The 22,436-nt window shown below is 62.8% G+C and carries 19 protein-coding genes; 13 read left to right on the plus strand and 6 right to left on the minus strand.

The genetic code is table 11. The features are described from left to right. Nucleotides 1-27: 27 nt before the first annotated feature. On the plus strand, nt 28-858 hold the full coding sequence (locus J7E24_RS05705; RefSeq protein ID WP_215136031.1) for a transglutaminase-like domain-containing protein: 831 nt from the start codon (nt 28-30) through the stop codon (nt 856-858). A 162-nt stretch (nt 859-1,020) separates the two neighbouring features. Here J7E24_RS05705 and J7E24_RS05710 read toward each other — a convergent pair whose 3' ends face one another. Both J7E24_RS05710 and J7E24_RS05715 read right to left on the minus strand, forming a co-directional pair. Further along, nucleotides 1,021-1,623 carry a redoxin domain-containing protein gene (locus J7E24_RS05710; RefSeq protein ID WP_215136033.1) on the minus strand — a complete coding sequence of 201 codons (603 nt, stop codon included), beginning with the start codon at nt 1,621-1,623 and terminating at the stop codon, nt 1,021-1,023. 32 nt (nt 1,624-1,655) lie between these two features. After that, nucleotides 1,656-2,309, minus strand: a complete 654-nt coding sequence (locus J7E24_RS05715) for a 4'-phosphopantetheinyl transferase superfamily protein (RefSeq protein WP_215136035.1) — start codon at nt 2,307-2,309, stop codon at nt 1,656-1,658. A gap of 182 nt (nt 2,310-2,491) precedes the next feature. Here J7E24_RS05715 and J7E24_RS05720 point away from each other — a divergent pair, with 182 nt between their 5' ends. The 11 genes from J7E24_RS05720 to J7E24_RS05770 all read left to right on the plus strand — a co-directional run bounded on the left by J7E24_RS05720 (nt 2,492) and on the right by J7E24_RS05770 (nt 17,085). Further along, a complete protein-coding gene (locus J7E24_RS05720) occupies nt 2,492-3,412 on the plus strand; it encodes a WD40 repeat domain-containing protein (RefSeq protein ID WP_215136037.1) in 921 nt (306 codons plus the stop codon). Nucleotides 3,413-3,541: 129 nt separating this feature from the next. Then, on the plus strand, nt 3,542-4,609 hold the full coding sequence (locus J7E24_RS05725; RefSeq protein ID WP_215136039.1) for a DivIVA domain-containing protein: 1,068 nt from the start codon (nt 3,542-3,544) through the stop codon (nt 4,607-4,609). Nucleotides 4,610-4,776: 167 nt separating this feature from the next. Further along, entirely contained in the window at nt 4,777-5,139 is a 363-nt protein-coding gene (folB, locus tag J7E24_RS05730) for a dihydroneopterin aldolase (RefSeq protein ID WP_215136041.1), read from the plus strand. Between the two features lie 237 nt (nt 5,140-5,376). After that, the gene (locus J7E24_RS05735) at nt 5,377-5,913 is read left to right on the plus strand and encodes an RNA polymerase sigma factor (protein WP_215136043.1); all 537 of its coding nucleotides are present in this window, start codon (nt 5,377-5,379) and stop codon (nt 5,911-5,913) included. Between the two features lie 14 nt (nt 5,914-5,927). After that, on the plus strand, nt 5,928-6,803 hold the full coding sequence (locus tag J7E24_RS05740; RefSeq protein WP_215136045.1) for a zf-HC2 domain-containing protein: 876 nt from the start codon (nt 5,928-5,930) through the stop codon (nt 6,801-6,803). Nucleotides 6,804-6,861: 58 nt separating this feature from the next. Continuing rightward, complete coding sequence (locus J7E24_RS05745; protein ID WP_215136047.1) at nt 6,862-7,641, plus strand: DUF4097 family beta strand repeat-containing protein; 780 nt, start codon at nt 6,862-6,864, stop codon at nt 7,639-7,641. Between the two features lie 49 nt (nt 7,642-7,690). Beyond that, nucleotides 7,691-8,425 carry a DUF4097 domain-containing protein gene (locus J7E24_RS05750; RefSeq protein ID WP_215136049.1) on the plus strand — a complete coding sequence of 245 codons (735 nt, stop codon included), beginning with the start codon at nt 7,691-7,693 and terminating at the stop codon, nt 8,423-8,425. A gap of 114 nt (nt 8,426-8,539) precedes the next feature. Further along, entirely contained in the window at nt 8,540-11,065 is a 2,526-nt protein-coding gene (locus J7E24_RS05755) for an outer membrane beta-barrel family protein (protein ID WP_215136051.1), read from the plus strand. Between the two features lie 222 nt (nt 11,066-11,287). Beyond that, complete coding sequence (locus J7E24_RS05760) at nt 11,288-11,707, plus strand: BlaI/MecI/CopY family transcriptional regulator (protein ID WP_176906647.1); 420 nt, start codon at nt 11,288-11,290, stop codon at nt 11,705-11,707. Beyond that, nucleotides 11,704-14,250: a M56 family metallopeptidase gene (locus J7E24_RS05765; protein ID WP_215136053.1), complete on the plus strand. Its 2,547-nt coding sequence runs from the start codon at nt 11,704-11,706 to the stop codon at nt 14,248-14,250. The genes J7E24_RS05760 and J7E24_RS05765 overlap by 4 nt, the downstream gene beginning before the upstream one ends. 228 nt (nt 14,251-14,478) lie before the next feature. Continuing rightward, nucleotides 14,479-17,085 (plus strand): DUF5916 domain-containing protein, encoded by a 2,607-nt coding sequence (locus tag J7E24_RS05770; protein WP_215136055.1) that lies wholly within the window; start codon nt 14,479-14,481, stop codon nt 17,083-17,085. A 46-nt stretch (nt 17,086-17,131) separates the two neighbouring features. Here J7E24_RS05770 and meaB read toward each other — a convergent pair whose 3' ends face one another. After that, the gene (gene meaB, locus J7E24_RS05775; protein ID WP_215136057.1) at nt 17,132-18,109 is read right to left on the minus strand and encodes a methylmalonyl Co-A mutase-associated GTPase MeaB; all 978 of its coding nucleotides are present in this window, start codon (nt 18,107-18,109) and stop codon (nt 17,132-17,134) included. Between the two features lie 72 nt (nt 18,110-18,181). Between meaB and J7E24_RS05780 the strand changes: the two genes are divergently transcribed. Beyond that, a complete protein-coding gene (locus tag J7E24_RS05780; protein ID WP_215136059.1) occupies nt 18,182-19,576 on the plus strand; it encodes a DUF5723 family protein in 1,395 nt (464 codons plus the stop codon). Nucleotides 19,577-19,753: 177 nt separating this feature from the next. Here the strand turns inward: J7E24_RS05780 and J7E24_RS05785 are convergent, their stop codons facing one another. From J7E24_RS05785 to J7E24_RS05795, 3 genes are all read right to left on the minus strand, one after another. After that, nucleotides 19,754-20,866, minus strand: a complete 1,113-nt coding sequence (locus J7E24_RS05785) for a PD40 domain-containing protein (protein WP_215136061.1) — start codon at nt 20,864-20,866, stop codon at nt 19,754-19,756. Nucleotides 20,867-20,949: 83 nt separating this feature from the next. Beyond that, nucleotides 20,950-21,528: an NUDIX hydrolase gene (locus J7E24_RS05790; protein ID WP_215136063.1), complete on the minus strand. Its 579-nt coding sequence runs from the start codon at nt 21,526-21,528 to the stop codon at nt 20,950-20,952. A gap of 33 nt (nt 21,529-21,561) precedes the next feature. After that, complete coding sequence (locus J7E24_RS05795; RefSeq protein WP_215136065.1) at nt 21,562-22,329, minus strand: murein L,D-transpeptidase family protein; 768 nt, start codon at nt 22,327-22,329, stop codon at nt 21,562-21,564. Nucleotides 22,330-22,436: the final 107 nt, after the last annotated feature.

The raw sequence follows: 22,436 nt of genomic DNA on the forward strand, positions 1-22,436 counted from the left end.
TGCTTTAGCTGCCGCTCGCTTCCGTCCATGACCAACCGCGAAATCAAGGCCCTTATTTCTCTGCTCGACGATCCGGAAAGTGCCCCCCATGTGGAGGGCAAAATCCAGACGCTGGGCGAAACCATTATTCCGTTTCTGGAGGAGAGTTGGGAGGAAAGCCTCGACCCGCGCCAGCAACAGCGCCTCGAAGATTTAATCCATCATCTGCAGTTCGAGGGCTTGCAGCAGCGCTTTCGGGTGTGGCGCGAAACCGGGGCCGAAAACCTGCTGGAGGGCATGTGGCTGCTCAACTCCTACCAATACCCCGACGCCGACTTCCAGAGCCTCAACCGGGCCATTGAGCAGCTGCGCTTCGAGGTCTGGACGTTGCTGCAGCCCGAAATGCACCCCGCCGACCAGGTGCAGACCCTCAACCATGTGCTGTTTCGGGCCCATAAGTTTGCGGCCAACACCCAGAACTTCCACTCGCCGGCCAACTCCATGCTGCACCGGGTGCTGGAAACCAAGCGCGGCAACCCGCTCACGCTTTGCGTTATCTACCTGTTGGTGGCCCAGCGCCTCAAGCTGCCGGTTTTCGGCGTGAACCTGCCCAACCTGTTCGTGCTCACCTACCAGCTCGAAGCGCCCCTGGAGCCGTTCTATATCAACTGCTACAACCGCGGCCTGGTGCTCTCGCGCACCGATATCGAGCATTACGTGCAGCAGCTCAACCTCACGCCCAACGACATCTTCTTCCAGCCCTGCACCCACCTCGACATTGTGCGTCGGGCCCTGCGCAACCTGCAGCTCAGCTTCGAGAAGCTGCAGGAACCCGCTAAGGCCGTGGAAGTCGGCCAGCTGCTGGGAATCCTTTCTTAAGCTGTTAGCCTTTAGCTGATAGCTGTTAGCTTCCGTTCAAGAAACCTATTCTTTCACCCAAAAGTAAGACCCCGCACTCAACCGAATACGGGGCCTTGCTCGTTTTTTCAGCTAACAGCTAACAGCTAACAGCTAACAGCTAACAGCTAACAGCTAACAAATCTAGAACCGCTTAATCAGGCAGCCGGCGGCGCGCTTGTCGGTTACGCCGGCGGCGCGGCCGGCCAGCAGGTTGTCGAGCACCTGGGCCAGGTACTTTTCCTTCACATAGTTCTCCACCTGCGGATTATCATCGACGGCCCCTTTGTAGCGCACCGCAAACCCACCACTGACGGGCTGCAGCACAACTACCTCGGGGGTTTTGGTGGCCCCGAGTAGCGTGCTCACGGTCTGGCCTTCGTCGGTGAGCAGGGGAAGCGACGGGCTGCCGCTGGCTTTTACTTTTACCTTCTCGTTGGCATCAATGGCCGCCTCCACATTAATAGGCGTGTCGATGAACAGGAACTGCACGCCTTTGCTGCCGTAGTCGGCGCTGAGGGCGGCCAGTCGATTCTGGTAAAGCGTGGAGAAAGGGCAGGTCTGGTTGATGAACACCACGACCACGGCCTTACTGCCGGCGTAGCTTTTCAGGCTGACTTCGGTGTTGTTCTGCTTCAGGCTGAAGTCGGCGACCGAGCGGCTGCCCTGGGCGCGGGCCGAAGTAACGGCCAAAACCCCGAACAAAAGCGCGGCGGCGGCAAGCAGGGAAATACGGCGGAAAGACATAAGGGCGTTGGTGAGGTGGTGAGCGGGTTCACTTACGCAGCGTCTACGCAATACGTGAGCACGTAATCGGGGGTGGGCTGAAAGTACTGAATCTGGTGTTTGCGGCGGGAGTTTTCGAGCAGCAGGTGTCCCGTCAATACACCTGCCTCCCGCCGCTCAAACGGATTGAGCAATAACTGCTCTTTAAACACCAGCCCCCGGCGACTATGCAGCTTGTAAAGCGTTTCCTTGGCACTCCAGTACAGGCAGTGCTTGGTGGCATCGTTGCCGGCGTCGGCCTGCTCGGTTTCCGCTAGAAACCGCCGGGCCAGCCGTTGGGCTTTTGGGCGGATCAGTTCAATATCTGTGCCAACGGCCCCGGCGCCCCGCGCAACCAGCGCCGCCACCCACTCGCCCGAGTGCGAGAGCGACACGCCAAAAGTCGGCAAACCGGCAAAGTAGGGCCGGCCATTCGGGTCGTTTTCGAGCGGCGTGGGCGCGTCAGTCAGTTCGCGCAGCAGCTGGCTGGCCAGCACCCGGGCGGCCAGCCACTGCCGGGCCCGCAGCTCGTCGCGGCCGTCGGGGAAGCGGGCCAGATAATGCGCCGAAGCCGGCAGCTGCTGCCAAAGCGTATCGGCTGGCTCCGTTAGGTGCCACAGCCCCAGCAGGGCCGTAGCAGAAACAGGGGCGAGGGAGTGCAGCGGCATGGGCAGTGGTTTGGGTGGCAGGTAAGCTGTTGAACAAAGATACTGTCATCCTGAGCGGAGCGAAGGACCTATAGAGAAGCTAACATCAGGTATTACCTTCTCTATAGGTCCTTCGCTCCGCTCAGGATGACAGTATCTTTGCGCACCCATTCGCCCATTTATCACATCACCACATCCCGCCCATGCGCCCCACCGTTCGGAAACTCGCCGCCCTGACCGGCCACCGCGACTGCGTGTATGCCCTCACCGGCACGGTGGGGGAGGACGTGGTGTATTCTTCCGGGGCCGATGGGCTGGTGGTGGCCTGGAACGCGGCCGCGCCCGAGCAGGATGGCGAGCTGGTGGCCAAGGTAGAAAACTCGGTGTACGCGCTGTGCCGGCTGCCGGAGCGTGATTTGCTGGTGCTGGGCCACAATTTCCAGGGCGTGCAGGTGATTGATCTGGCCGACAAAAAGCTGGTTTTCGCCACCGCGCTGCCGCCCGTGGCCATCTTCGATATCTGCTATTCCGAAGCCCGGCAGCGGCTGTACGTGGCCCTGGCCGATGGCACGCTGGCGGTGCTGCGCACCACCGATTTTCGGCTCGAAACCCTGCACCGCGTTTCCGACAAAAGCCTGCGCTGCCTGGCCCTGCACGAAGGCCGCAACGAGCTGGCCGTGGGCGGCTCCGACTGGCAGCTGCGCATCCTCGACGCCGATTCGCTGGCCGAAAAGCACGTCATCAGTGACGCCACCAACTCGGTATTTACCTGCGCTTACTCGCCCGACGGCACCCAGCTGCTGGCCGCCGGCCGCGACGCCCACCTGCGCACCTACGCCGTGGCCGCCGGCTACGCGCCGTTGCGCACCGTGGTGGCCCACATGTTCACCATCAACCACCTCATTTTTTCGCCCGATGCCCGGCTGCTGGCCACCTGCAGCATGGACAAAAGCATCAAGCTCTGGGACGCCGCCACCGGGCAGCTGCTGCGCGTAGTCGACAAGGCCCGGAGCGCCGGCCACGGCACCTCCGTGAACAAGTTATTTTGGCCGGGCACCCAGAATAGGCTAGTTTCGTGTAGCGACGACCGTAGTCTGGCCGTCTGGCAAGTGGGGTTCTCTTGAGCTGCTAGCTGAGAGCTATTAGCTATTAGCTTTCGTGCCAGAACCCATTTAGCCTGATAAAGCGCGTCTTCCGAAAAAGCTATTAGCCCAGCGCCAATAGCTATCAGCTAAAAGCTAACAGCTCAAAAGATGAAAATCACCGCCCTCGATATCCGGCAGAAAACGTTTGAAAAGGCCTTCCGGGGGCTGGATAAGGACGAAGTGCAGGCCTTTTTACAAACCGTTTCGCAGCAGTGGGAGCGGATGGGCGACGAAAACCGGGAGCTGCGCCTCAAGCTGGAGCACGCCACCCAGGACGTGAGCAAGATGCGGGAGGTGGAAACCAGCCTCTACCGCACCCTCAAAACGGCCGAAGACACCGGCAACAGCATCACCGAGCAGGCCCAGCGCGACGCCGACCTGCGCATCCGCGAGGCCCAGCTGCAGGCCGAGGAGCTGCTGGCCGGCGCCCGCCAGAAGGCCCGCAGCGTGGTGGAAGACGCCTACCAGCAGGCCGAGCGCACCGTGGCCGATATGAAAAAGGAAGCCAACGCCCTGGGCCAGGAGTGCCAGCGCCTCGAAAACCTGCTCGACGGCCTCACGCGCGACCTGCACCACCTGGCCTCCGATGCGCTGGACAAAGTGGAAAAAGCCCGCGCCCGGCCCAAATCCGGCGCGGCGGCCATCCTTTCGCGGGCGGCGAGCGTAAAGGTGAACCGGCCCCCCGCGGCCGACGAACCTTCCACACCTGATACTTCCGCCATGCACGTTTCCACTGCCGCTACCGCTTCGGCCGCCGCTATTGCTTCCCCCGCTTCGGCCCGTTTCGAATCGGGCGCTACCAATGGCCCGGCCGAAAGCCGCGCCACCCAGCCCGCCACTACCGGCTACAACCCCAAGCCCGGCCAGCAGCCCGACCCGGGCCAGGAGCCCGACCGTGGGGCCCCGGCCCAGCAGCCCGGCCCCGAGATTGAGCGCCCCGGCGCGCCGGCCGAAAACCCCGGCATCTCGCCCGCCCCGCAAATCAATCCGCCCGGCCCCATGCGCGTGCCCGACCCCGCCCCGCCCCGCGTAGAGCCCCCAGCCCCCGATATTCGGCCCGTTGGTCCCGGCCACCCCGAAATCACCCAGCCCGCGCCCTCCATCCATCCCGGCCAGCCAGGCATGGCGGCGGCCCCAGCTACGCTGGGCGAACGGTCGTTCTTCGACGACATTTAATCACAGATATTGCAGATAGAATCGTTTTCGCAGCTTGCTGAGACACAGTTCTCTGCCCACTAACTGAAGCCTGCCTCTTGGGGTGGGCTTCGTTGTTTTTAAATGACTGGCTAGGCCACTTGCCAGCATGTCAGACGCACTATTTCACCATTTTACTACCTCATCACATGGGCCAGATTGCACTTGAAGGCATGGAGTTCTTCGCCTTTCACGGATATTATGACGAGGAGCAGAAAATCGGCAACAAGTACGGTATCGACCTGTACATCGATACCGACCTGCACGCGGCGGGAGCCTCTGACCAGCTGCGCGAAACGGTGAACTACGAAGTGCTGTACCGGGTAGTGACCGAGGAAATGCAGGCCCCCGCCCGGCTGCTCGAACACCTGGGCCACCGCGTGCTCGACAGGGTGCTGGCCGAGTTTCCCTACGTGAACGGCGTGCGCGTGAGTGTTTCGAAGTTCAACCCGCCACTGGGCGGCATCTGCCACCGGGCCCGCGTTACGCTGGAGCGCCGCCGCACCGAGTAGGATCTAGAAGTAGCATGCAGTGGAGTAGGGGCGGGGCTCGCTTCTGCCCGCCGTTGAACGAGGTTGTTGAACAACAAAGCACTGCCCTAAGGCATGGTTTGCGTCAATGATTTAGTGCAGCGACGGGCAGAAGCGGGCCCCGCCCCTACGTCGTTCAAAAAAAAGTGCGGCCCGCTGTAACGAATGGCCGCCGGGCCGGTACCCCTTACAACTCTCCCGCTAAAACCGCCTTACGCCGTGGCCCCCGTCAGCGACGAAACCTTAATGGAACAAGTGCGCGGCGACGACCTCGACCAGCTCACGCCGCTGTTCGAACGCTACCACGGGCCGCTGTTCAACTTTCTGTTCCGGCTTTGCGGATGCCGTGAAACCAGCCAGGATTTGGTGCAGAACGTGTTTTTGCGGGTGCTGAAATACCGGGCCAGCTACCAGCCGGGCCAGCCCTTCCGGGCCTGGGTGTACCAGCTGGCCCGCCACATACACCACGACCACTGGCAGAAAAACCGTCGTCCACCGGACGATGTGGACGGCTTCGAGGGCACCACCACCCACCGCCGTGCCGCCCTGGCCGGCATGGCGGCCTCCCAGGAGCACGCCGCTTTGCAGGACGCACTGGGGCTGCTGCCCGTAGCGCAACGCGAAATTCTGGTGCTGCACCGCTTTCAGGGGTTTAGCTACGCCGAAATCGGAGAGTTGCTGGCCTGCTCCGAAGGTGCCGCCCGGGTAAAGGCACACCGTGCCCTAGAGGCGTTGCGGCAGGTGTATTTCCAATAAAACTTCTTACCAAGATGATGCCCGAAGAAATTGATCCGCACTTGCCGCTGCCCCCCGATTGCGCCGCTTTGCTGCCGCTGCTGGATGAGTACGCCACCCAGGAGTTGCCGCCCGCCGCAGCGGCGCGGGTAGCGGCCCACCTGCCAGGCTGCCCGGCCTGCCAGGCCCGGTTGGCCCAGTACCAGACGCTGCTCCCGCTGCTGGCTGACATTGCGCCCGAACTGCCCCCACTGGCCCTGCGCGACAATTTTCTGGCACTGCTGGCCGCCGAAAAGCAAGCCTTGCCGCCGGTAGCAACTCCCTCCGGCCAGCCGGCCGCCGTTGTCCGGCCACTGTGGCCAGCCGCTGCATTAAGCTCGGCTACCACCGGTTGGTTGCGCCTGGCCGCCAGCGTGGCGCTGCTGGTAGTTGGGGGTGCGCTGGGCTGGCTGCTGGCCCGGCCCGCTGTGCCTGCCGACGCCCTGTTGGTGGCTGGCCAAGCCGATGCTGCCTGGCAGCTGGCGAGCCAGCTAACTACTGTGGGTAGCCAGCCGCCCATGGCCAGCAGCCGGATTGAATTGGTGCGCGAGGCTGCGGGCGGCTCCTTGCAACCCGGCGACCCTACGGTGCTCGTGCTCATCAACACGCTCAACTCCGACCCTAACCCCAACGTGCGCTTAGCCGCCGCCGAAGCCCTCTACCGGCTGCGCGCCGACTCGTTGGTAGGCCCCGCCCTGGCCCAGTCGCTGGCGGTGCAAACCGACCCCAACGTGCAGATTACGCTCATCGATTTGCTGGTGAGTTTACAGCGCAAGCAAGCAGTACCCCAGCTCCAGCGCCTGGCTCAGCGCCCCGACGCGCTGCCCGTGGTACGCCAGCAGGCCACCCAGGGTATTGGGGTGCTTCTGTAGAGCCTTCCCCACTTTTTATTCACCGGCTTTCAATCCCCTGTTCTCAACCCTTAGTCTCATGAAAAAGATCCTGCAAATAGCCCTGTTAGCCGCCCTGTTGGGGGTTGGTAGTGCACACGCTCAGGAGTACAAAACCCGGCTCACCGGCTCCAATCCTAAAGTGATTATAGAAATGCGCGACGGTGAAGTAACCGTGGAGGGGCACGACGGCAACGAGGTACGCATCAGCGGCAGCGGCGGCTACGAAGCGCCCGATAAGCGGGCCGAGGGCCTGCGTTCGGTGTATAGCTCGGCCGTCGATAACACCAAGATGGGTTTGGCCGTGACCAATGAGGGTGGTACGCTCCGTATCGTGAAAGCCTCGCGCCGCGACGCCAACTACACCATCAGAGTACCCCGCGGGGCCGATGTAGTGTACCGCTCCATGACCTGGGGCGACGACGACGCCACGCTGCAAAACCTGAGCGGCCGGCTGGAAGTGACCATGAAAAGCGCCGATGTAAAGCTGCTGAACGTAACCGGCCCGGTGGTGGCCAGCAGCACCAGCGGCGACATTACGGTGCGCTACACCACGCTTACGCCCGCGCCCAGCGCCATCAGCAATATCAGTGGCGCTATCGATGTGGCCTTGCCCGCCGCTACCAAGGCTACGCTCACCATGCGTACCATTTCGGGCGAAGTGTATACCGATTTTGACCTTACCCAGCCCAAAACCGCCAACACCGATGGCCTCACCCGGGTGGGGGGGCAAACCACCGGCGGCCACCTCAACGGCGGGGGCACGTCTGTTTCTCTCAAAAATATCAGCGGCAACGTGTACGTGCGCAAGGCGAAGTAAAACAGCATAGTACGAACCAGAACGATTCCATCTATAAAGTACACCTCCGATGATACGCATCTTACCGATTTTTTGCGCCGTAGCGAGCCTTCTGCTGGCCGTTACCCCCAGCGCCCGTGCCCAGAAAACCACAGACAAAGTGGCCGCCGTTGCCGCCGGTCAGACAGTAGTGCTGGACCTCAAATACGCGACGACCATTCGGCTGCGGCCAGCCCCCGATAACCAGCTACGGCTGCGGGCCACGGTCAGCATCAACCAGAACCGGTTGAATGATGCGTTTCAGCTTGACCTGCGCGAAACCCCCGATGCCGTTACCGTTACGGCGGACCTCGATAAGCAAGTACTGGCTAAGGCGCAGCCCGACGACTGTCCGACCGATGCGTCCGGAACCACCTATTACGGCTCCTGGACCGACGGGCGTAACGCGCAGGGCAACCGGGCCGGCGTGTGTGCCGCCATTGCCTACGAGATTACGCTGCCCGCCACGGCCACTGTGCGCCTCAACACCATCAGCGGCAACGTAGATGTAGCGGGCCTGACGGGGCCACTGGAACTGAAAAGCATCAGTGGGTTCGTGGATGTGAGCTGGCCCGCCGGCCGCGGGGCCGAAGTGGCTTTCAAGTCGATTTCGGGGGAGGTATTCACCGATCAGGACGTGGCGTTCAGCAACCGCAAAGACAACCCCATCGTGGGCTACGAGGTGCGGGGGAAGCTGGCTGACGGTGGTCCCCGCATCCGGCTTGAGTCCATTAGCGGCGACGTATTTTTTCGGCGGAGCAAGTAATTGATAATTAGCTATTTTTGATATACTGGGCAGTTTCTGCGCTGTTTCTTACCGCTCAGGCAACTCCGATCCGGTTTGCGGCCTCTTCTCGGCATCGTTTAGCTACTCTGGCTTATGCATCACTTCTACTTTCGGGTATTGATTGGCTTGCTGAGCGGCCTGCTTATTGGCCTGATGCCGGTGGCCGTTACCCGGGCCCAGCAGGCCCCATCGGCCCCGGCAGCCGCAACTGCCCGCCTCACGGGCACAGTACTCGACTCGCTTAAAAACCAACCAGTGCCCTACGCCACAGTGGTGCTGCTGCCGGCCGATGCCACCGTGGATAAGCCCATAACCGGGGCCGCCACCGACGAGCAGGGGCGCTTTGTACTCGATAAGCTGACGCCTGGCAGCTACCGGCTGCGGGCCCTTTTTGTGGGCTACGCCACCCGCACGCGGGTTGTAACTGTAGTGGCCGGCACCACCGATGCGGGGAATTTCCGGCTGCCAACGGCCGGCACCACCCTCGGCGAAGTGCTGATAACGGGTACCAAGCCCGTAGTAGAAGTGCGCCCCGACCGCCTCGTGTACAACGCCGACCAGGACTTGAGCAACGCCGGCGGCACGGCGGCCGACGTGCTGCGCAAAGCCCCGCTACTGGCCGTCGATGGCGACGGCAACGTGCAGATGCGCGGCTCGGGCAACTTCCGGGTGCTCATCAACAACAAGCCCTCGCCCACGCTGGCCAAAAACCTGGCCGAGGCTCTCAAAAGCATCCCCGCCGAGCAAATCCAGAGTGTGGAGCTGATTACGACGCCACCGGCCAAGTACGACGGCGAGGGCACAGCGGGCATCATCAACATTGTGCTTAAAAAAGGCGCCGAGCAGAAGCCCAATGGCCGGCTGAGCGCCAGCACCGGCAACCGCAACAGCAGCCTCAACTCCTCGCTCAACTTCCGCACCGGTAAGCTGGGCTTTACCTCCTCGCTGGGGGCCGGGCTGTGGTACAACCCCGGCGAAAGCCGGCGGGATCGGACAAGCTTCGATGAAAGCGGTACGGCCACCAGCCTGCTGCAGCAAAATAGTGATGTGCAGAACAACGGAGGCTGGTACTACGGCTCGGTGGGCCTCGATTTCGACCCCGCCGACCACCACAGCTTCTCACTGGCCGGCTCGCTCAACGGCTGGGGCGGCAGCTCCGACCAAACCCTGCGCAGCCGCAGCACCCCGCTAATGGCTGGCCGGAGCGAACAGCTTTTCGTGCGCGACAACCGCAACCGCTTTTCGGGCCTGAACACCGAGCTGACCGGCACCTACACGCGCACCTTCGAGCAGAAGGGCCGCGAGTGGAGCGTGCTGGGCCAGTACGCGGGCAACCCCAGCACCAGCGGCTACGATTTCGAGCAGTACGACGGCCGACTTATGCCCCTCAGCCCCGACCAAGCCAGCTACCGCGAGCGTAGCCGGGGCCGCCAGCCCGGCTACGAAAGTACCCTGCAAACCGATTTCGTGCAGCCTATGGGCAAAGACGATAAGCAGAAGCTGGAAACCGGCCTGAAAGCCATCTGGCGTAGCACCGGCTCGCGGGTGAGCGTAGACGGTTTGCAGCCCGGTACCGGCGAGCTAATTCGGCTGCCGGCCCGCGGCACCGATTTCGACTACCAGCAGGACGTGCAGGCCGCCTACGCCACCTACTCGTTCGGGCTGGGCAAAAAGCTGAGCCTGAGCCTGGGCGGCCGCCTGGAGCGCACGGCCGACGCGGCCCGGTTCAGCACCACCGACCCGGGCTTCCGGCGCGACTACTACACGCCCTTGCCCAACGGCAACGCCCAATACACGCTTAACGAGGCCAGCAGCCTGCGCTTGGCCTACAGCCGCCGCATTACCCGGCCGTTCATTTTCTACCTCAACCCGTTCCGCGACGTGTCGGACCCCAACGTGGTGCGTTTTGGTAATCCCGACCTGGACGCCGAGCTGACCGACTCTTACGAGCTGGGCTATAACACCACTATCAAAACGGCCACGCTGAGCGTGTCGGGGTCGGTGCGGCGCACGGGCAACGCCATCGAGCAGGTCAGCCGCCTCATCAGCCTCGAAGACAACCTCACCGAGCTAACCTACCGCAACGTGGCCGCCAACACCTTTTACGAGCTGAACGTGTACGGCTCGGTGAAACCGGCCAAGGGCTGGGATATAAGCGGCGGCCCCAACGTGCGCTATATCACCCGACGTAGCACCGCCCTCAACCTGCGCCGCGAGGGTTTCACGGCCGGCCTCAACCTGAACACGAGCTACAAGCTGCCCAAAGAGTTTATGATTCAGGCGTTTCTGTACGGCTCGCTGCCCGACCCCCAGATCCAGGGCACCGGCTCATCCAATCTGTTCTATTCGATAGGGGGCAAGAAGACGTTCTGGAAAGAACGAGCCGACCTGACACTGAATGTGGCCAACCCCTTCAACCAATACTGGGCTTACCGCAACAGTCTACGCACGGCCTTTTTTGAGGAAGCCAACGAGTACCGGGCCTACAACCGGGCCGTGCGCCTGAGCTTCGGCTACCGCTTCGGCGACGCGAAGTCGGGTGGGGGCAGCCGCCGCAAAACCATCAGCAACGACGACGTGAAAGGCGGCAGTGGCCAGCAGGGCGGCGGGCAGCAGTAGGTTTTTTGAGCTGTAAGCGACAAGCCTCAAGCGACAAGCTTTCGTTTTGTTATTCCTGCCGTGCAAAGGCTGGCTAACAGAACGAAGGCTTGCAGCTTGAGGCTTGTCGCTTGTAGTTCAAAAGAAATACGATTTATTTCGTACTATATATTTGGATATACGATATGTTTCGTATATGTTTGAAGTACGAATAATGTCGTACCTTCTATTGGCTGATTTACAATGACTAAAAAGATGATACCCAAGCCCACCGAATCGGAGCTGGAGATTTTGCAGGTGCTCTGGCAGCACGGTCCCAGCACGGTGCGCTTCGTGAACGACGAGCTGAGCCAGCGCCGCGAAATCGGCTACACCACTACCCTTAAGCTGCTGCAGCTGATGCTTGACAAGGTGCTGGTGCTACGCGACGACGACACCCGGACCCATGTGTACCGGGCGGCAGTGCGCGAGGAGGAAACCCAGGGGCTACTGCTCGATAAGTTCGTGGACGCTGCCTTCGGCGGCTCGGCCATGAAGCTGGTGATGCAGGCGCTGGGCAACCGCCGCACCTCGCGCGAGGAGCTGGCCCAGATTCGCCGCCTGCTCAACGACATCGAAATTCAGAACGATACCAACTCACCTGCTAACGACCCTGCGCAATGAACTGGCTCGAACAACTGCTACCCCCAGCCCTGGTACGGGCCCTGGGCTGGACCCTCCTTCATTCGCTCTGGCAGGGAGCGGTAGTGGCGCTGGCGCTGGCCGGGCTGTTGCTTTTGCTGCGCCGCCACTCGGCCCAGGTGCGCTACCGCACCGCCGCCGCCGCGCTGGTTACGCTACTGTTGCTCTGCGGCCTCACGTTTGGGCGCTACTACTATCAGGCGCCTCCGGCCGGCCAGCAGACTGCTGCCGCAGTATTGCAGCCGGCAGCTACACAAAGCGCAGCGGGTACTGTAATAGCCGCTGCCCCGGCCGCCCAGTTGGCTGGCAGCCCGGCCGCGCCCGGCTGGCTTGACTCGTGGCAGACGTATTTCAATGCCAACCTGCCGCTGCTGGTTACTGTTTGGCTGATGGGCTTGCTGGTGATGCTACTGCGCCTGCTGGGTAGCCTGGCCTACGTGCAGCGCCTGCGGCGCTACCGGGTGCAGCCGCTGGCCCCGGAGTGGCAGCAGCGGCTGGCTGCCCTGGCCGACCGCGCCGGCCTGAAGCAGCGCGTAGAGCTGCTCGAATCGGCACTGGTGAAGGTGCCGGTGGTGGTGGGACATCTGCGGCCGGTGGTGCTGCTGCCGCTGGGTACCGTTACGGGCCTGGGCGCTACGTACCTCGAAGCCGTACTGGCCCACGAGCTGGCCCACGTACAGCGCCGCGACTACCTGCTGAACCTGCTGCAGGCCGTGGCCGAAACCGTGCTCTTTTACCATCCGGGCGTGTGGTTTATGGCCGCCTGCCTGCGCACCGAGCGCGAAAACTGCTGCGACGACGTGGCCACTGCCCTGGTGGGCGGCAACCCCCTCACGGTAGCCCGTGCCCTGGCTGCCCTGGCCGAGCTAACGGCCGCCCCCGCTCCCGCTGGGGCAAGCCTGGCACTGTCGGCCCTCGGGCCCGATGGCTCGGTACTGGGCCGCATCCGGCGGTTGGTGCAGGGACGGCAGCGGCCCACGTTTGCCGAAGGCTTTATGGCGGCTTGCGTGGTACTAGTAGGTGTAGTGGTGCTGAGCACCGCGGTGGCGCTGGCCCGTCCGGCTGCTACTTCGCTGGCGAACACGCTGGCCAAGCCGGCTGCTGCCCTTCGCCGCGCCACCCTGCCGGCACCCATGCTGCCAGCGGCCCCGGCGGCCGCAACTGGCGCGAGCACCAGCGCCGCCACCAGCGACCAGGAGCCATTACGTATCCTCAGCGTGTCGGCCGATGGGCAGGCCCGAGCCCGCCTGGGCAGCACCGAAATCAGCTTCGATACTATTCGTAACCCGCGGCTGATGCGCTGGTCGAGGGCCGGCCGTCGGAACGCTGATGCCGGCACGGTCATCATCAAGCGCGATAAGAAGGGCCGCCTTACGGAGCTCCTGATTGACGGACAGCCGGTTGCTATTGCCCCGGCCCGCAAGAAAGGCGACCAGGTAGACATAGTACGACTCGACAGCCGTACAAACCGACTTGCCCCACTGCCCCAGACTGGCAGCCAGCAGCGGCTGGAGGAACTGGCCTTGCGCATGAACCGGGCGACGCTGAGCGGCGCGGCCCCCAGCGCCGCCGATGCGCAGGAGCTTTCGGCGCTGGCACTGGCCGAGGCGCAGGGTGCAATAGGCGAGATGGATATTGATGACATCACCCGCAACGCTTTTGCCCAGGCGGAGAAAGAGCTGCAGGCCGCCGTAAAGTCGGCCCGCACCGACGAGGAGCGGGCGATGCTGCAGGAGCAGGTAGAAGCCATGCGCGAGCGGCAGCAGGCGCGGGCAGACCTTGTGATTGAGCAGCGGCGCGACATCCGGCAGAACATTCGTGATGCCGACCAGGCTCGGCGTGATGCCGACCAGGCCCGCCGCGACGCCGACCAAATCCGTCGCGACGTGGAGCAGCACCGCCGCGACGCCGACCAAACCCGCCGCGACGCGGAGCAGGCCCGCCGGGATAAAGGCACCGCCGCCCTGCTGCAGGAGCTTCGCCGCGACAACCTTATCCAGAACACCAACAACCTGCAGTTCAGTCTTTCGGCCAGCGGGATGATGTTGAACGGGAAAAAGCAACCGGCCGCTGTGCAGCAGAAGTACCTGCGGCTGATCGAGCAGCAGCAGGGCCAGCCGCTGCGGGGCGCGTACAACCTCAACTACCAGACTTCGGGCTCGACGACCGACCGCATGGGGCCAATACCAGCTCCGCCGGCCCCACCCGCACCCCGCGCTGCGCCCCGCCCCCGGGCCATGCCTGCGCCACCGGCTCCGCCCGCACTCCGCCCGGCAACTAGGCTACCCGCGCCACCCGCGCCACCCCAGCTCGATACCGACGAAATAAGAGCTGCGTTGCGAAGCGACGGGCTAATTGGAGCCACGGATAAGGGCTTTCAGCTTCAGCTCAACGATAAAACTATGACAGTGAACGGCCAGCAACAACCCGCCAACGTGGCCGACAAATACCGCCGCCTGCTGGGGGTGCAGCCCGGCGCCGACGGCAAAAACAGCCGCAACATTCAGATTTCAGTGAGTGAGTAAGGACGAATGTCCAAACCGGCCGCCGCTGCAACGGTGGCCGGCTTTTATCCGCAACTTTTCGGGCAAACAGGCAACGGTTGAGGTGCGGCCCGCATCTATGGCGGCAAGCCGCCGGCCCGGGTAGGGCGGCTGGTGTCGTTTTGAGCCGGTTGCCAGCTTATTAGGTGCCTGGTTCGTTGCTTATTTCTGCTACTTGGTTTGATTTCTTTACTCTCTCGTCGATTCGTCGTGAAGCCTTTTTGTGCTCTGCTGAGCCTGTGTATTCTGCTGCTGGTGGCTCCGGCCCATGCCCAGAAATTGGCCGCTGGCGGCCCTAAAACTACCACGGCCGACAGCGCCGCTATACCCGCCTTTAAGCGCCAGTTTCAGGCCACGCGCATTACGGAACCCGTTAAAATTGATGGTGAGCTGGATGAGGCCGTCTGGCGCGCCGCGCCGGTCGCAACCAACTTCATCGAAACCCGGCCCACGCCCGGCCGCCTCGAAAAGCACGCCACCGAAGTACGCCTGCTCTACGACGATGCCGCCCTCTATATTGGGGCCGTGATGCACGATGTGAGCCCCGATTCCATCTTCCGCGAGCTTAGCCAGCGCGACGACCTGGGCAACACCGATTACTTCGCCATCTTTCTCGACACCTACCACGACAAGCTCAACGGCTACGGCTTTTTTATTACGCCCGGCGGTGTGGAGCTCGATGCCCGCTACTCGCCCGCGGGCGGCGAAGATTTCAACTGGAATGCCGTGTGGATGAGCCAGACCAAGCTGCAGGGCAACGACTGGGTGGCCGAAATCCGGATTCCCTACTCGGCCATCCGTTTCAGCGACGCGCCCGAGCAGGTGTGGGGCATCAATTTCGCGCGCCAGCGCCAGAGTACGCGCCAGCAGTTTTTCTGGAACCAGGTAAAGCCCCAGGTAGATGGCTTTGTAAACCAATGGGGCGAGCTGCGGGGCGTGCGCGACATTAAGCCGCCGCTGCGCCTTTCGCTCACGCCCTACGTGTCGAGTTACTACGAGCATTACCCCTTCAACGAGCAGGGCAAGCGCAACTCCAGCACCAGCTTCAACGGCGGGGCCGATGTGAAATGGGGCATCAACGAAAGCTTCACGCTCGATGCCACGCTGGTACCCGATTTCGGGCAGGTGCAGAGCGACAACCAGGTGCTCAACCTGTCACCTTTCGAGGTACAGTACAACGAGAACCGGCAGTTTTTCACCGAGGGTACCGAGTTGTTCAATAAGGGCGGGCTGTTTTACTCGCGCCGGGTGGGCGGTCAGCCGCTGGGTTTTTATGAGGTAGATGGCCTGTTACGCAAACGTACCACCGGCCCCGAAGGAGAAATCAAGCAGGGCGAATACGTCGTGAGCAACCCCGGCGTCACGCGGCTGCTGAACGCTACCAAAATATCGGGCCGCACTAAAAGCGGGCTGGGCGTGGGCCTGTTCAATGCCCTGAGCAACGACGTGTACGCCACGGTGCAGGATAGTGCCACCGGCGCACGGCGCGAGGTGCTCACGCAGCCGTTTTCCAACTACAACATTTTCGTGCTCGACCAGAGCCTGAAAAACAACTCCTACATTTCGCTCATCAACACCAACGTAACGCGCAAGGGCAGCACCTACGACGCCAACGTAACCGGTGGCCTGTTTCGCTTCGCCGATAAGGCCAATAAATACGCCATCGACGGACAGCTGAACTACTCGCGCCGCCGCGGCCAGGTATTCGGCTCGACGGAGCAAATCGGCAACCGCGACGGGTATAAGTACCAGCTGGGAGTGGGCAAAATCAGCGGCAACTTCAACTGGAACCTGAGCCACGGCATCGAGTCGGACACCTACGACCCCAATGATCTAGGCATCCTGTTTTCCAACAATTCCATCAGCCAGGAGCTGTTTCTGGGCTACAACAAATACGAGCCCTTCTGGAAGGTAAACAACCTGCGCACCAACCTCGGCTTCTATCAGAACCTGCTCTACAAGCCCACGCGCTACCAGTCGGCCGGTTTCTACTCGAATATGAACACCACATTTACCCGGAATTTTCTGTCGGTGAACCTGGGGGTGAGTGGTGATTTGGCTGAGCACGACTACTTCGAGCCCCGCCGCCGGCCTCTGGGGCAGTTTTACGTGCGCGTACCGGCCACGCTGCTGCTCAGCGGCGGTATCAGCTCCGACTACCGCAAAAAGCTGGCTCTCGACCTGAACCTGGCCAGCCGCTGGCACGCCAACGACGACGCCCGCACCGGCCGCGTCGGCTACGATGTGGGCATCAGCCCGCGCTACCGGGCCACCAACCAACTCTCGTTTCGCTACAATTTCAACTGGTCGTTGCGCCAGAACGAAATTGGCTACGCCGGCAACCTGGAAAGCAGCCAGATGGCAGACCGACCCTTTATCCGCAACGGCGTGGCCGATGTGATTTTGGGCCGCCGCAACCGCACCACTACCACTAACACGGTGTCGGCCAACTACACGTTCACCAACCGCATGTCGTTCACTATTCGCACTCGCCACTACCTAAGCGTGGCGAGCTACCGCGACTTTTCGCGCCTGAACCCCGGCGGCGAGGAGGAAGCCGTGGACTACCGCCGCAACCGCGACAACAGCTTCAATGCCTTCAACGTGGATGCCGTGTTCTCGTGGTGGTTCGCGCCCGGCTCGCAGATAACGGTGGTCTGGAAAAACGCCAACGCCAGCGAGCTGGCCGGCGACAAAACGCTGCCCCAGTACTTCACCAATTTCAACAACACCCTCAACACGCCCCACAACAACTCGTTGTCGGTGAAGGTGCTCTACTTCCTCGATTACCTCACGCTGCGCCCGAAGCGCGGATAGGAGTGAGGCTGTACTGCAAAGCCCGTTTTGCGGTGCAGCCCGTTCTCTACAGTCCCAATAGCTCGCCGGCGGCCCCAAAGGCCGATTTGCGGCCCTCGCGCACGGCCTGCTCTACGGCGGCCAGCTGCGCCTGCACGGCGGGGCGCTGGTAGAACTGCGTTTCCAGATTCTGGCGAATGGTTTCGTGCAGCCAGTGCAGGTTTTGCTCCTGGCGGCGCTGCCCGAAGTAGCCGCTATGCTGCGTTTGCTGCACGTAGCGCGTGACAATTTCCCAAACCGTGGGTACGCCCTGGCCCGTGAGGGCCGAGCTGACGGTTACTTCGGGCACCCAGCCGCTGGGCGCCAGCGGGTAGAGGTGCAGCGCGTTCTGGTACTCGCGGCGGGCCCGGCGGGCGGCCAGCTCGTTGCCCTGGTCGGCTTTGGTGATGCTGATGGCATCGGCCATTTCCATGATGCCCTTCTTGATGCCCTGCAGCTCGTCGCCGGCCCCGGCCAGCATCAGCAGCAGGAAGAAATCGACCATGCCGTGCACGGCGGTTTCGCTCTGGCCCACGCCCACGGTTTCCACAAAAATAACGTCGTGGCCGGCCGCCTCGCACAGCAGCAGCGCCTCGCGGGTGCTGCGCGTAACGCCGCCCAGGCTGCGGCCGGCCGGCGAGGGCCGGATGAACGCCTGCGGATGAAAGGCCAGCTCGTTCATGCGGGTTTTGTCGCCCAGAATGCTGCCGCCGCTGCGCTGGCTGGTGGGGTCGACGGCCAGCACCGCCAGCCGGTGGCCCTGCTCGCGCACCAAGTGCAGACCCAACGCCTCGATAAACGTGCTTTTGCCCACGCCCGGCACGCCTGTAATGCCCACCCGCACCGAGCGGCCGGCGTGGGGCAGCACGGCATCGAGCACCTGCTGGGCCAACTCCTGGTCGGAGGGCAGCGTGCTTTCCACCAGGGTAATAGCCTGGCTGAGCCGCACGCGGTTGCCGGCCAGAATCCCCTCGATATAGTCGGAAGCAGAAAAGCGTTTGGGCACGAGGAAAGCAGGGTAGAACGTTATCTTTGGGGCTAATCGTGCAAGCTACTTCCCCCGCTTCAATTTACGCCCATGAACCGTTTTTTACTCCTGACTACTGCCGGCCTGCTGGCCCTGCCCGGAGCCGGGTGGGCCCAAAACGAGCTGAGCAACTTTACGGCTACCGGCCGGGGCGGGGTGGCCACCACGTTTGCCACCGACTACCAGTCTATCGGTATCAACCCGGCCAACCTGGGCCGCCGTAACGGGGCGCTGGTGGCATTTACCATCGGCGAGGTGGGCGCCGGTGTCAGCTCGCAGGCCCTCACGCGGCAGCAACTGCGCAAGTTTGTGTTCGATACCAACGAAGCCCTCACGCCCGCCCAGAAGCAGGAATTTGCCCGCACCTTCACTTCCGATGATGTGGTTAACTTCAGCACCGACGCCACCACGCTGGGACTGTCGGTGCAGCTGCCGGTGGTGGGGGGCATAGCCGTCAGCCACCGGCTGCGCACTTCCGGGCACGTAGGCCTAAACCAGAACGCGGCCGAAATAGCGTTTCTGGGCCGTGATGCGCCCATTTACCAATCTACGGCGGCCGGCAACGTGCCGCTGGTGTCGGAGGCACTGGCCGGCACCAACTTGCAGCTGGCAGCCCTGAGCGAGTTCAACCTGGCTTGGGGCACGCGCATCCTCGATCTGCCACTGTTCCAGCTTTCGGCCGGCGCCGGCTACCGCTACATTCAGGGCGTGGGCATTATCGATATCCGGGTGGAGCCGGGCAATTTGCGCGCCTATACCTCCCTCTCACCGCTGTTCAACGTCGATTATGGCAACGTAACCACCAACCCGAGCTTCAACCTGAAAACCGGCGCGGGCCTCCAGCCCGTGGGCGAGGGCCATGGCTTCGATGTGGGGCTGGCCGCCGAAGTGGGCAAGGCCGTGCGCCTGGGCTTGGCCCTCACTGACCTGGGCCACATGACCTGGACCGGCAACCTGCTCACGGCCAACGACCAGAAGCTCAAGAAGCTCAAATCGGAGGGCATCGGCTCCTACAACTTCATCAAAGAAGCCGCCGAAATATTTGGTACTGGCACCGATAGCCTGTTCGAGTACAAGGCCGACCAAGAGCGCCGCGCCAACCTGCCCACCAAGCTGCGGGCCGGGGCCGGCGTGCGCCTGAGCGAATATTTCGAAGCCGGCCTCGACGTAACGCTGCCCCTCAACGACGTAGCTGGCAACTTCACCAAGCCCTTCGTGGGCGCAGGCCTTGATTTCAAGCCCACCCGCTGGCTGCGCCTAAGTAGCGGCCTGAGTGGTGGCGCAGGCTATGGCCTGAGTGTGCCGCTGGGCCTCACAATTTCCACTTCCTTCTACGAGGCCGGCGTGAGTACCCGCGACGTGGTGGGGTTGGTAGCTTCGGAAAACCCTTACCTATCGGCCGCCGCCGGTTTCCTGCGGTTTCGGTTGGGCGGGAAGAGCGACTGAGTTGCTGACTGAACGCTGTAGGGGCGGGGCTTGTCCCCGCCCGCCGTTCGCACCGTTTCCACGAGTTTGTACCGTTCGTTCAACGATAATCGTTTAACGGCGGGCGGGGACAAGCCCCGCCCCTACAGCGTGCTGTAACTGCATGTAAGCTGGAGGACGGTTCACTCAGTCAGCAGATTACTTGGGTTCGGTGATGAAGTTGGGCAGGCCCAGCTTACCCCGACGGCCACCCAGTTTGAGGCCATCATCCACGTAGCTGGCCTCAGCAGCGTTGGGGTTCTTGATGATGCCCAGAAACGGGTTGTCTTCGCGTGAAACATAGATGTTGCCATCGGGGGCGCGCTGCAAAGAGCCTACTTTGCGGTTGGCCGACTTGCCGATAACCGTGGCCTTACCGCTTTTCAGGTCAATCTGGTAAACCTGGGCCTGACCGCCGCCTTCGCCGTTGCTGGAGCCGTAGAGCTTGCTGCCATCGGGCGAAAACTCGACGCCATAAGCCTCGGGGTAGGGGCCGTAGGAGCGTGGGTTGCGCACCTGGCCGGTCGTGCGGTCGAAGTCGAATACCTCGTACTTATTGGCCTCGCGCCACAGGGCTAGGGCCAGTTGGCGACCATCGGGCGAGAATTTGAGGGCCCCAATGGCGTTGCGGCCGGGGCCGGCGTGCATGCTGCCCACGTTGCTCATGACGGGCTTGCTCTGCACACCTTCGGCCGTTACAAGGTAGCTCACGAAGGCGTTGGAGTTCCAGCGGTGGGCCACTACCCACACGTCGCGGCCGTTCTGATGGCGTACGGCGGCCAGCTTCTCGGCCACCGGGGATACGAGCAGGGCGTTAAGGCGCACTAGGTCGCCGAGGCCATTGTCGCGGGTCATGTCGAGGGTGGAGTAACGCAGGCCGTTGGGGCCACCCTGGGCGCTGGTCGTGAAGATGTAGAAGATGTTGCCACTGCCGGGGTCGGGCACAATCAGGGCGCTTTGGGTGCTGGAAGCAGAGCCCATCAGCTTGCGGCCGTTGGGCATTACCTGGTGCTGGCGGTTGAACACCAGTTCGCCGTTGGTATAAAACAGCAGCTGGCCCTGCTTATTGGTCGCCACGGCCGAACCCTCGTAGGTGGCCATTTTGCTGATGAGCAGCGGCGTGGGCGTGCCGCCGCCGGTGGGGAACTGCAGGCCCGCCTGCTGCCCAAACAGCCAGATGGACTGCTGCTGCTGGGCCAGCGCCGCTCCTGGCAGCAGCGCGGCTAGAAGTGGCAGAACAAGGGCGAAACGGAGGAAAGCAAAGATTTTCATATCAGCTACAAACGTAATATCGTGCCAGATTGAGGTATAGGGATTCAGCAGGCAGTTAGTATCCGCTGGCTTGGCTGTTCCCGCTACCGTGCGCCCAGCTCCCACTCGTCGGCCAGCAGGCGCGGCAGCAGCGGCTGCAGAATGCGGTAGCTCGCGCCCCAGAGCGGGTAGCGCCCCTCGGGCCCAACGCGGTAGAAGGGCACCTGCCGCGGCCCCGGCCACCCGGGCAGCTCCCACACTTCCTCGGTGTGGGTGGCTGGCGCGGCCAGGTGGCACAGCGGAATTTCCAGCACCTCATCCACCTCCGACACCTGCCGCCTCCAGGCCGCCGGCCGCGCTATACGCCCCAGAAACGGGCTGATGCGGAAGCCTGAGGGTACGGGCACTTCGGGCAGGGCCGCCAGCAGCTCGACGCTGGTGGTGGGCAGGCCGATTTCTTCGAACGCCTCGCGCCGGGCCGTGGCCCATAAGTCGGCGGCATCCTGCGGCTCGGGCTTGCCGCCGGGGAAAGCCAGCTGCCCGCCATGCACTCCGAAGGCCGTCCGCAGCACCATCACCACCTGCAATTCGCCGGCCGCATCGCGAAAAATGGGCACCAGCACCGCCGCGGCCCGCAGGTTGGGCGGCAGCGGGAAATCGTGGATGGAAAGCAGCTCGGTCATGCGGCAAGATACGGCTGCCGGTAGCACCCGGGTTCAGCGGGCTACATACGCCCCATCTGGCGCTACCGTAACGGTGGGTAGCTGGCGGTGGGTTTCGAAGTACGCATACCCCGGGGCCAGCTCCTGCCAGAACGCCAGGTGCGGGCTGGCCTGCCGGCGGGCCAGCTGATCGGCCGATAGCTCAAACGGGAAAATGTGCACCGGAATGCTGAGCTGCCCGGCAGCCCGCGCCTCCACGGCCAGTACGTACAACTCCTGTATGCCCGCGTCGGTGATGGGCAGGCAGCCAATGGTTTCGTTGGAGCCGTGCACGAAAATATTGTCGCCGGGGTCGAGGCCAAGGGGTGTGCGCAGTTGGTCGGAGGCGTTGGGATAATCGAGGCCCAGCGAAAGCAGGTATTGGCTGTTGGGGTGGAAACGGTTGACGGTGTAGAACCCCTCCGGAATCTGCCGGTCGCCGGCGCGACGCTTGGGCCCTGGTCTGCCCGAGCGGCCGGCCAGCAAAAACGTGCGGAGCAGTACAAACCGGTCCGTGCCCTGGTTGCGCCCCCAGGCCTCTACCCGCTGCTCTGTTTTGAACGCGCGCACAAACAGCTCCAGCCGTTCTGGTGCCACCCGATGGTGGTGCAACAACTGCTGCACTGCCTTGTGGTGCTGGGCATAGGCATCGCGCACCCGCGGATAGCGCAGTTGCCCGGTGCGAAAATCAGGGTCGGAGTTGGGCTGGCGAGTGGCCGGGCGGGCCGCCAGGGCCACCACCAGTACCAGCGCCGCTACCGACAGAAAAAGAAGGTTCCGCATCGGGAAGCAGGTGAAAATGTCGTCAAAAATAGAAAGCAACTTGCAAACGCGTGGCCCGGCCAGACTGCTATATAGCCTAGGTTATGGCGGTCGGTGTAGGGGCGGGG

The sequence above is a fragment of the Hymenobacter sp. ISL-91 genome, from assembly GCF_018613725.1.
Taxonomy (GTDB): Bacteria; Bacteroidota; Bacteroidia; order Cytophagales; family Hymenobacteraceae; genus Hymenobacter.

Excerpts from the sequence above, each read along its gene's own strand:
- J7E24_RS05705 (WP_215136031.1), top strand. The coding sequence starts at position 28 with ATGACCAACCGCGAAATCAAGGCCCTTATTTCTCTGCTCGACGATCCG.
- J7E24_RS05710 (WP_215136033.1), bottom strand. The coding sequence starts at position 1,623 with ATGTCTTTCCGCCGTATTTCCCTGCTTGCCGCCGCCGCGCTTTTGTTC.
- J7E24_RS05715 (WP_215136035.1), bottom strand. The coding sequence starts at position 2,309 with ATGCCGCTGCACTCCCTCGCCCCTGTTTCTGCTACGGCCCTGCTGGGG.
- J7E24_RS05720 (WP_215136037.1), top strand. The coding sequence starts at position 2,492 with ATGCGCCCCACCGTTCGGAAACTCGCCGCCCTGACCGGCCACCGCGAC.
- J7E24_RS05725 (WP_215136039.1), top strand. The coding sequence starts at position 3,542 with ATGAAAATCACCGCCCTCGATATCCGGCAGAAAACGTTTGAAAAGGCC.
- folB (WP_215136041.1), top strand. The coding sequence starts at position 4,777 with ATGGGCCAGATTGCACTTGAAGGCATGGAGTTCTTCGCCTTTCACGGA.
- J7E24_RS05740 (WP_215136045.1), top strand. The coding sequence starts at position 5,928 with ATGATGCCCGAAGAAATTGATCCGCACTTGCCGCTGCCCCCCGATTGC.
- J7E24_RS05745 (WP_215136047.1), top strand. The coding sequence starts at position 6,862 with ATGAAAAAGATCCTGCAAATAGCCCTGTTAGCCGCCCTGTTGGGGGTT.
- J7E24_RS05750 (WP_215136049.1), top strand. The coding sequence starts at position 7,691 with ATGATACGCATCTTACCGATTTTTTGCGCCGTAGCGAGCCTTCTGCTG.
- J7E24_RS05755 (WP_215136051.1), top strand. The coding sequence starts at position 8,540 with ATGCATCACTTCTACTTTCGGGTATTGATTGGCTTGCTGAGCGGCCTG.
- J7E24_RS05760 (WP_176906647.1), top strand. The coding sequence starts at position 11,288 with ATGACTAAAAAGATGATACCCAAGCCCACCGAATCGGAGCTGGAGATT.
- J7E24_RS05765 (WP_215136053.1), top strand. The coding sequence starts at position 11,704 with ATGAACTGGCTCGAACAACTGCTACCCCCAGCCCTGGTACGGGCCCTG.
- J7E24_RS05780 (WP_215136059.1), top strand. The coding sequence starts at position 18,182 with ATGAACCGTTTTTTACTCCTGACTACTGCCGGCCTGCTGGCCCTGCCC.
- J7E24_RS05785 (WP_215136061.1), bottom strand. The coding sequence starts at position 20,866 with ATGAAAATCTTTGCTTTCCTCCGTTTCGCCCTTGTTCTGCCACTTCTA.
- J7E24_RS05790 (WP_215136063.1), bottom strand. The coding sequence starts at position 21,528 with ATGACCGAGCTGCTTTCCATCCACGATTTCCCGCTGCCGCCCAACCTG.
- J7E24_RS05795 (WP_215136065.1), bottom strand. The coding sequence starts at position 22,329 with ATGCGGAACCTTCTTTTTCTGTCGGTAGCGGCGCTGGTACTGGTGGTG.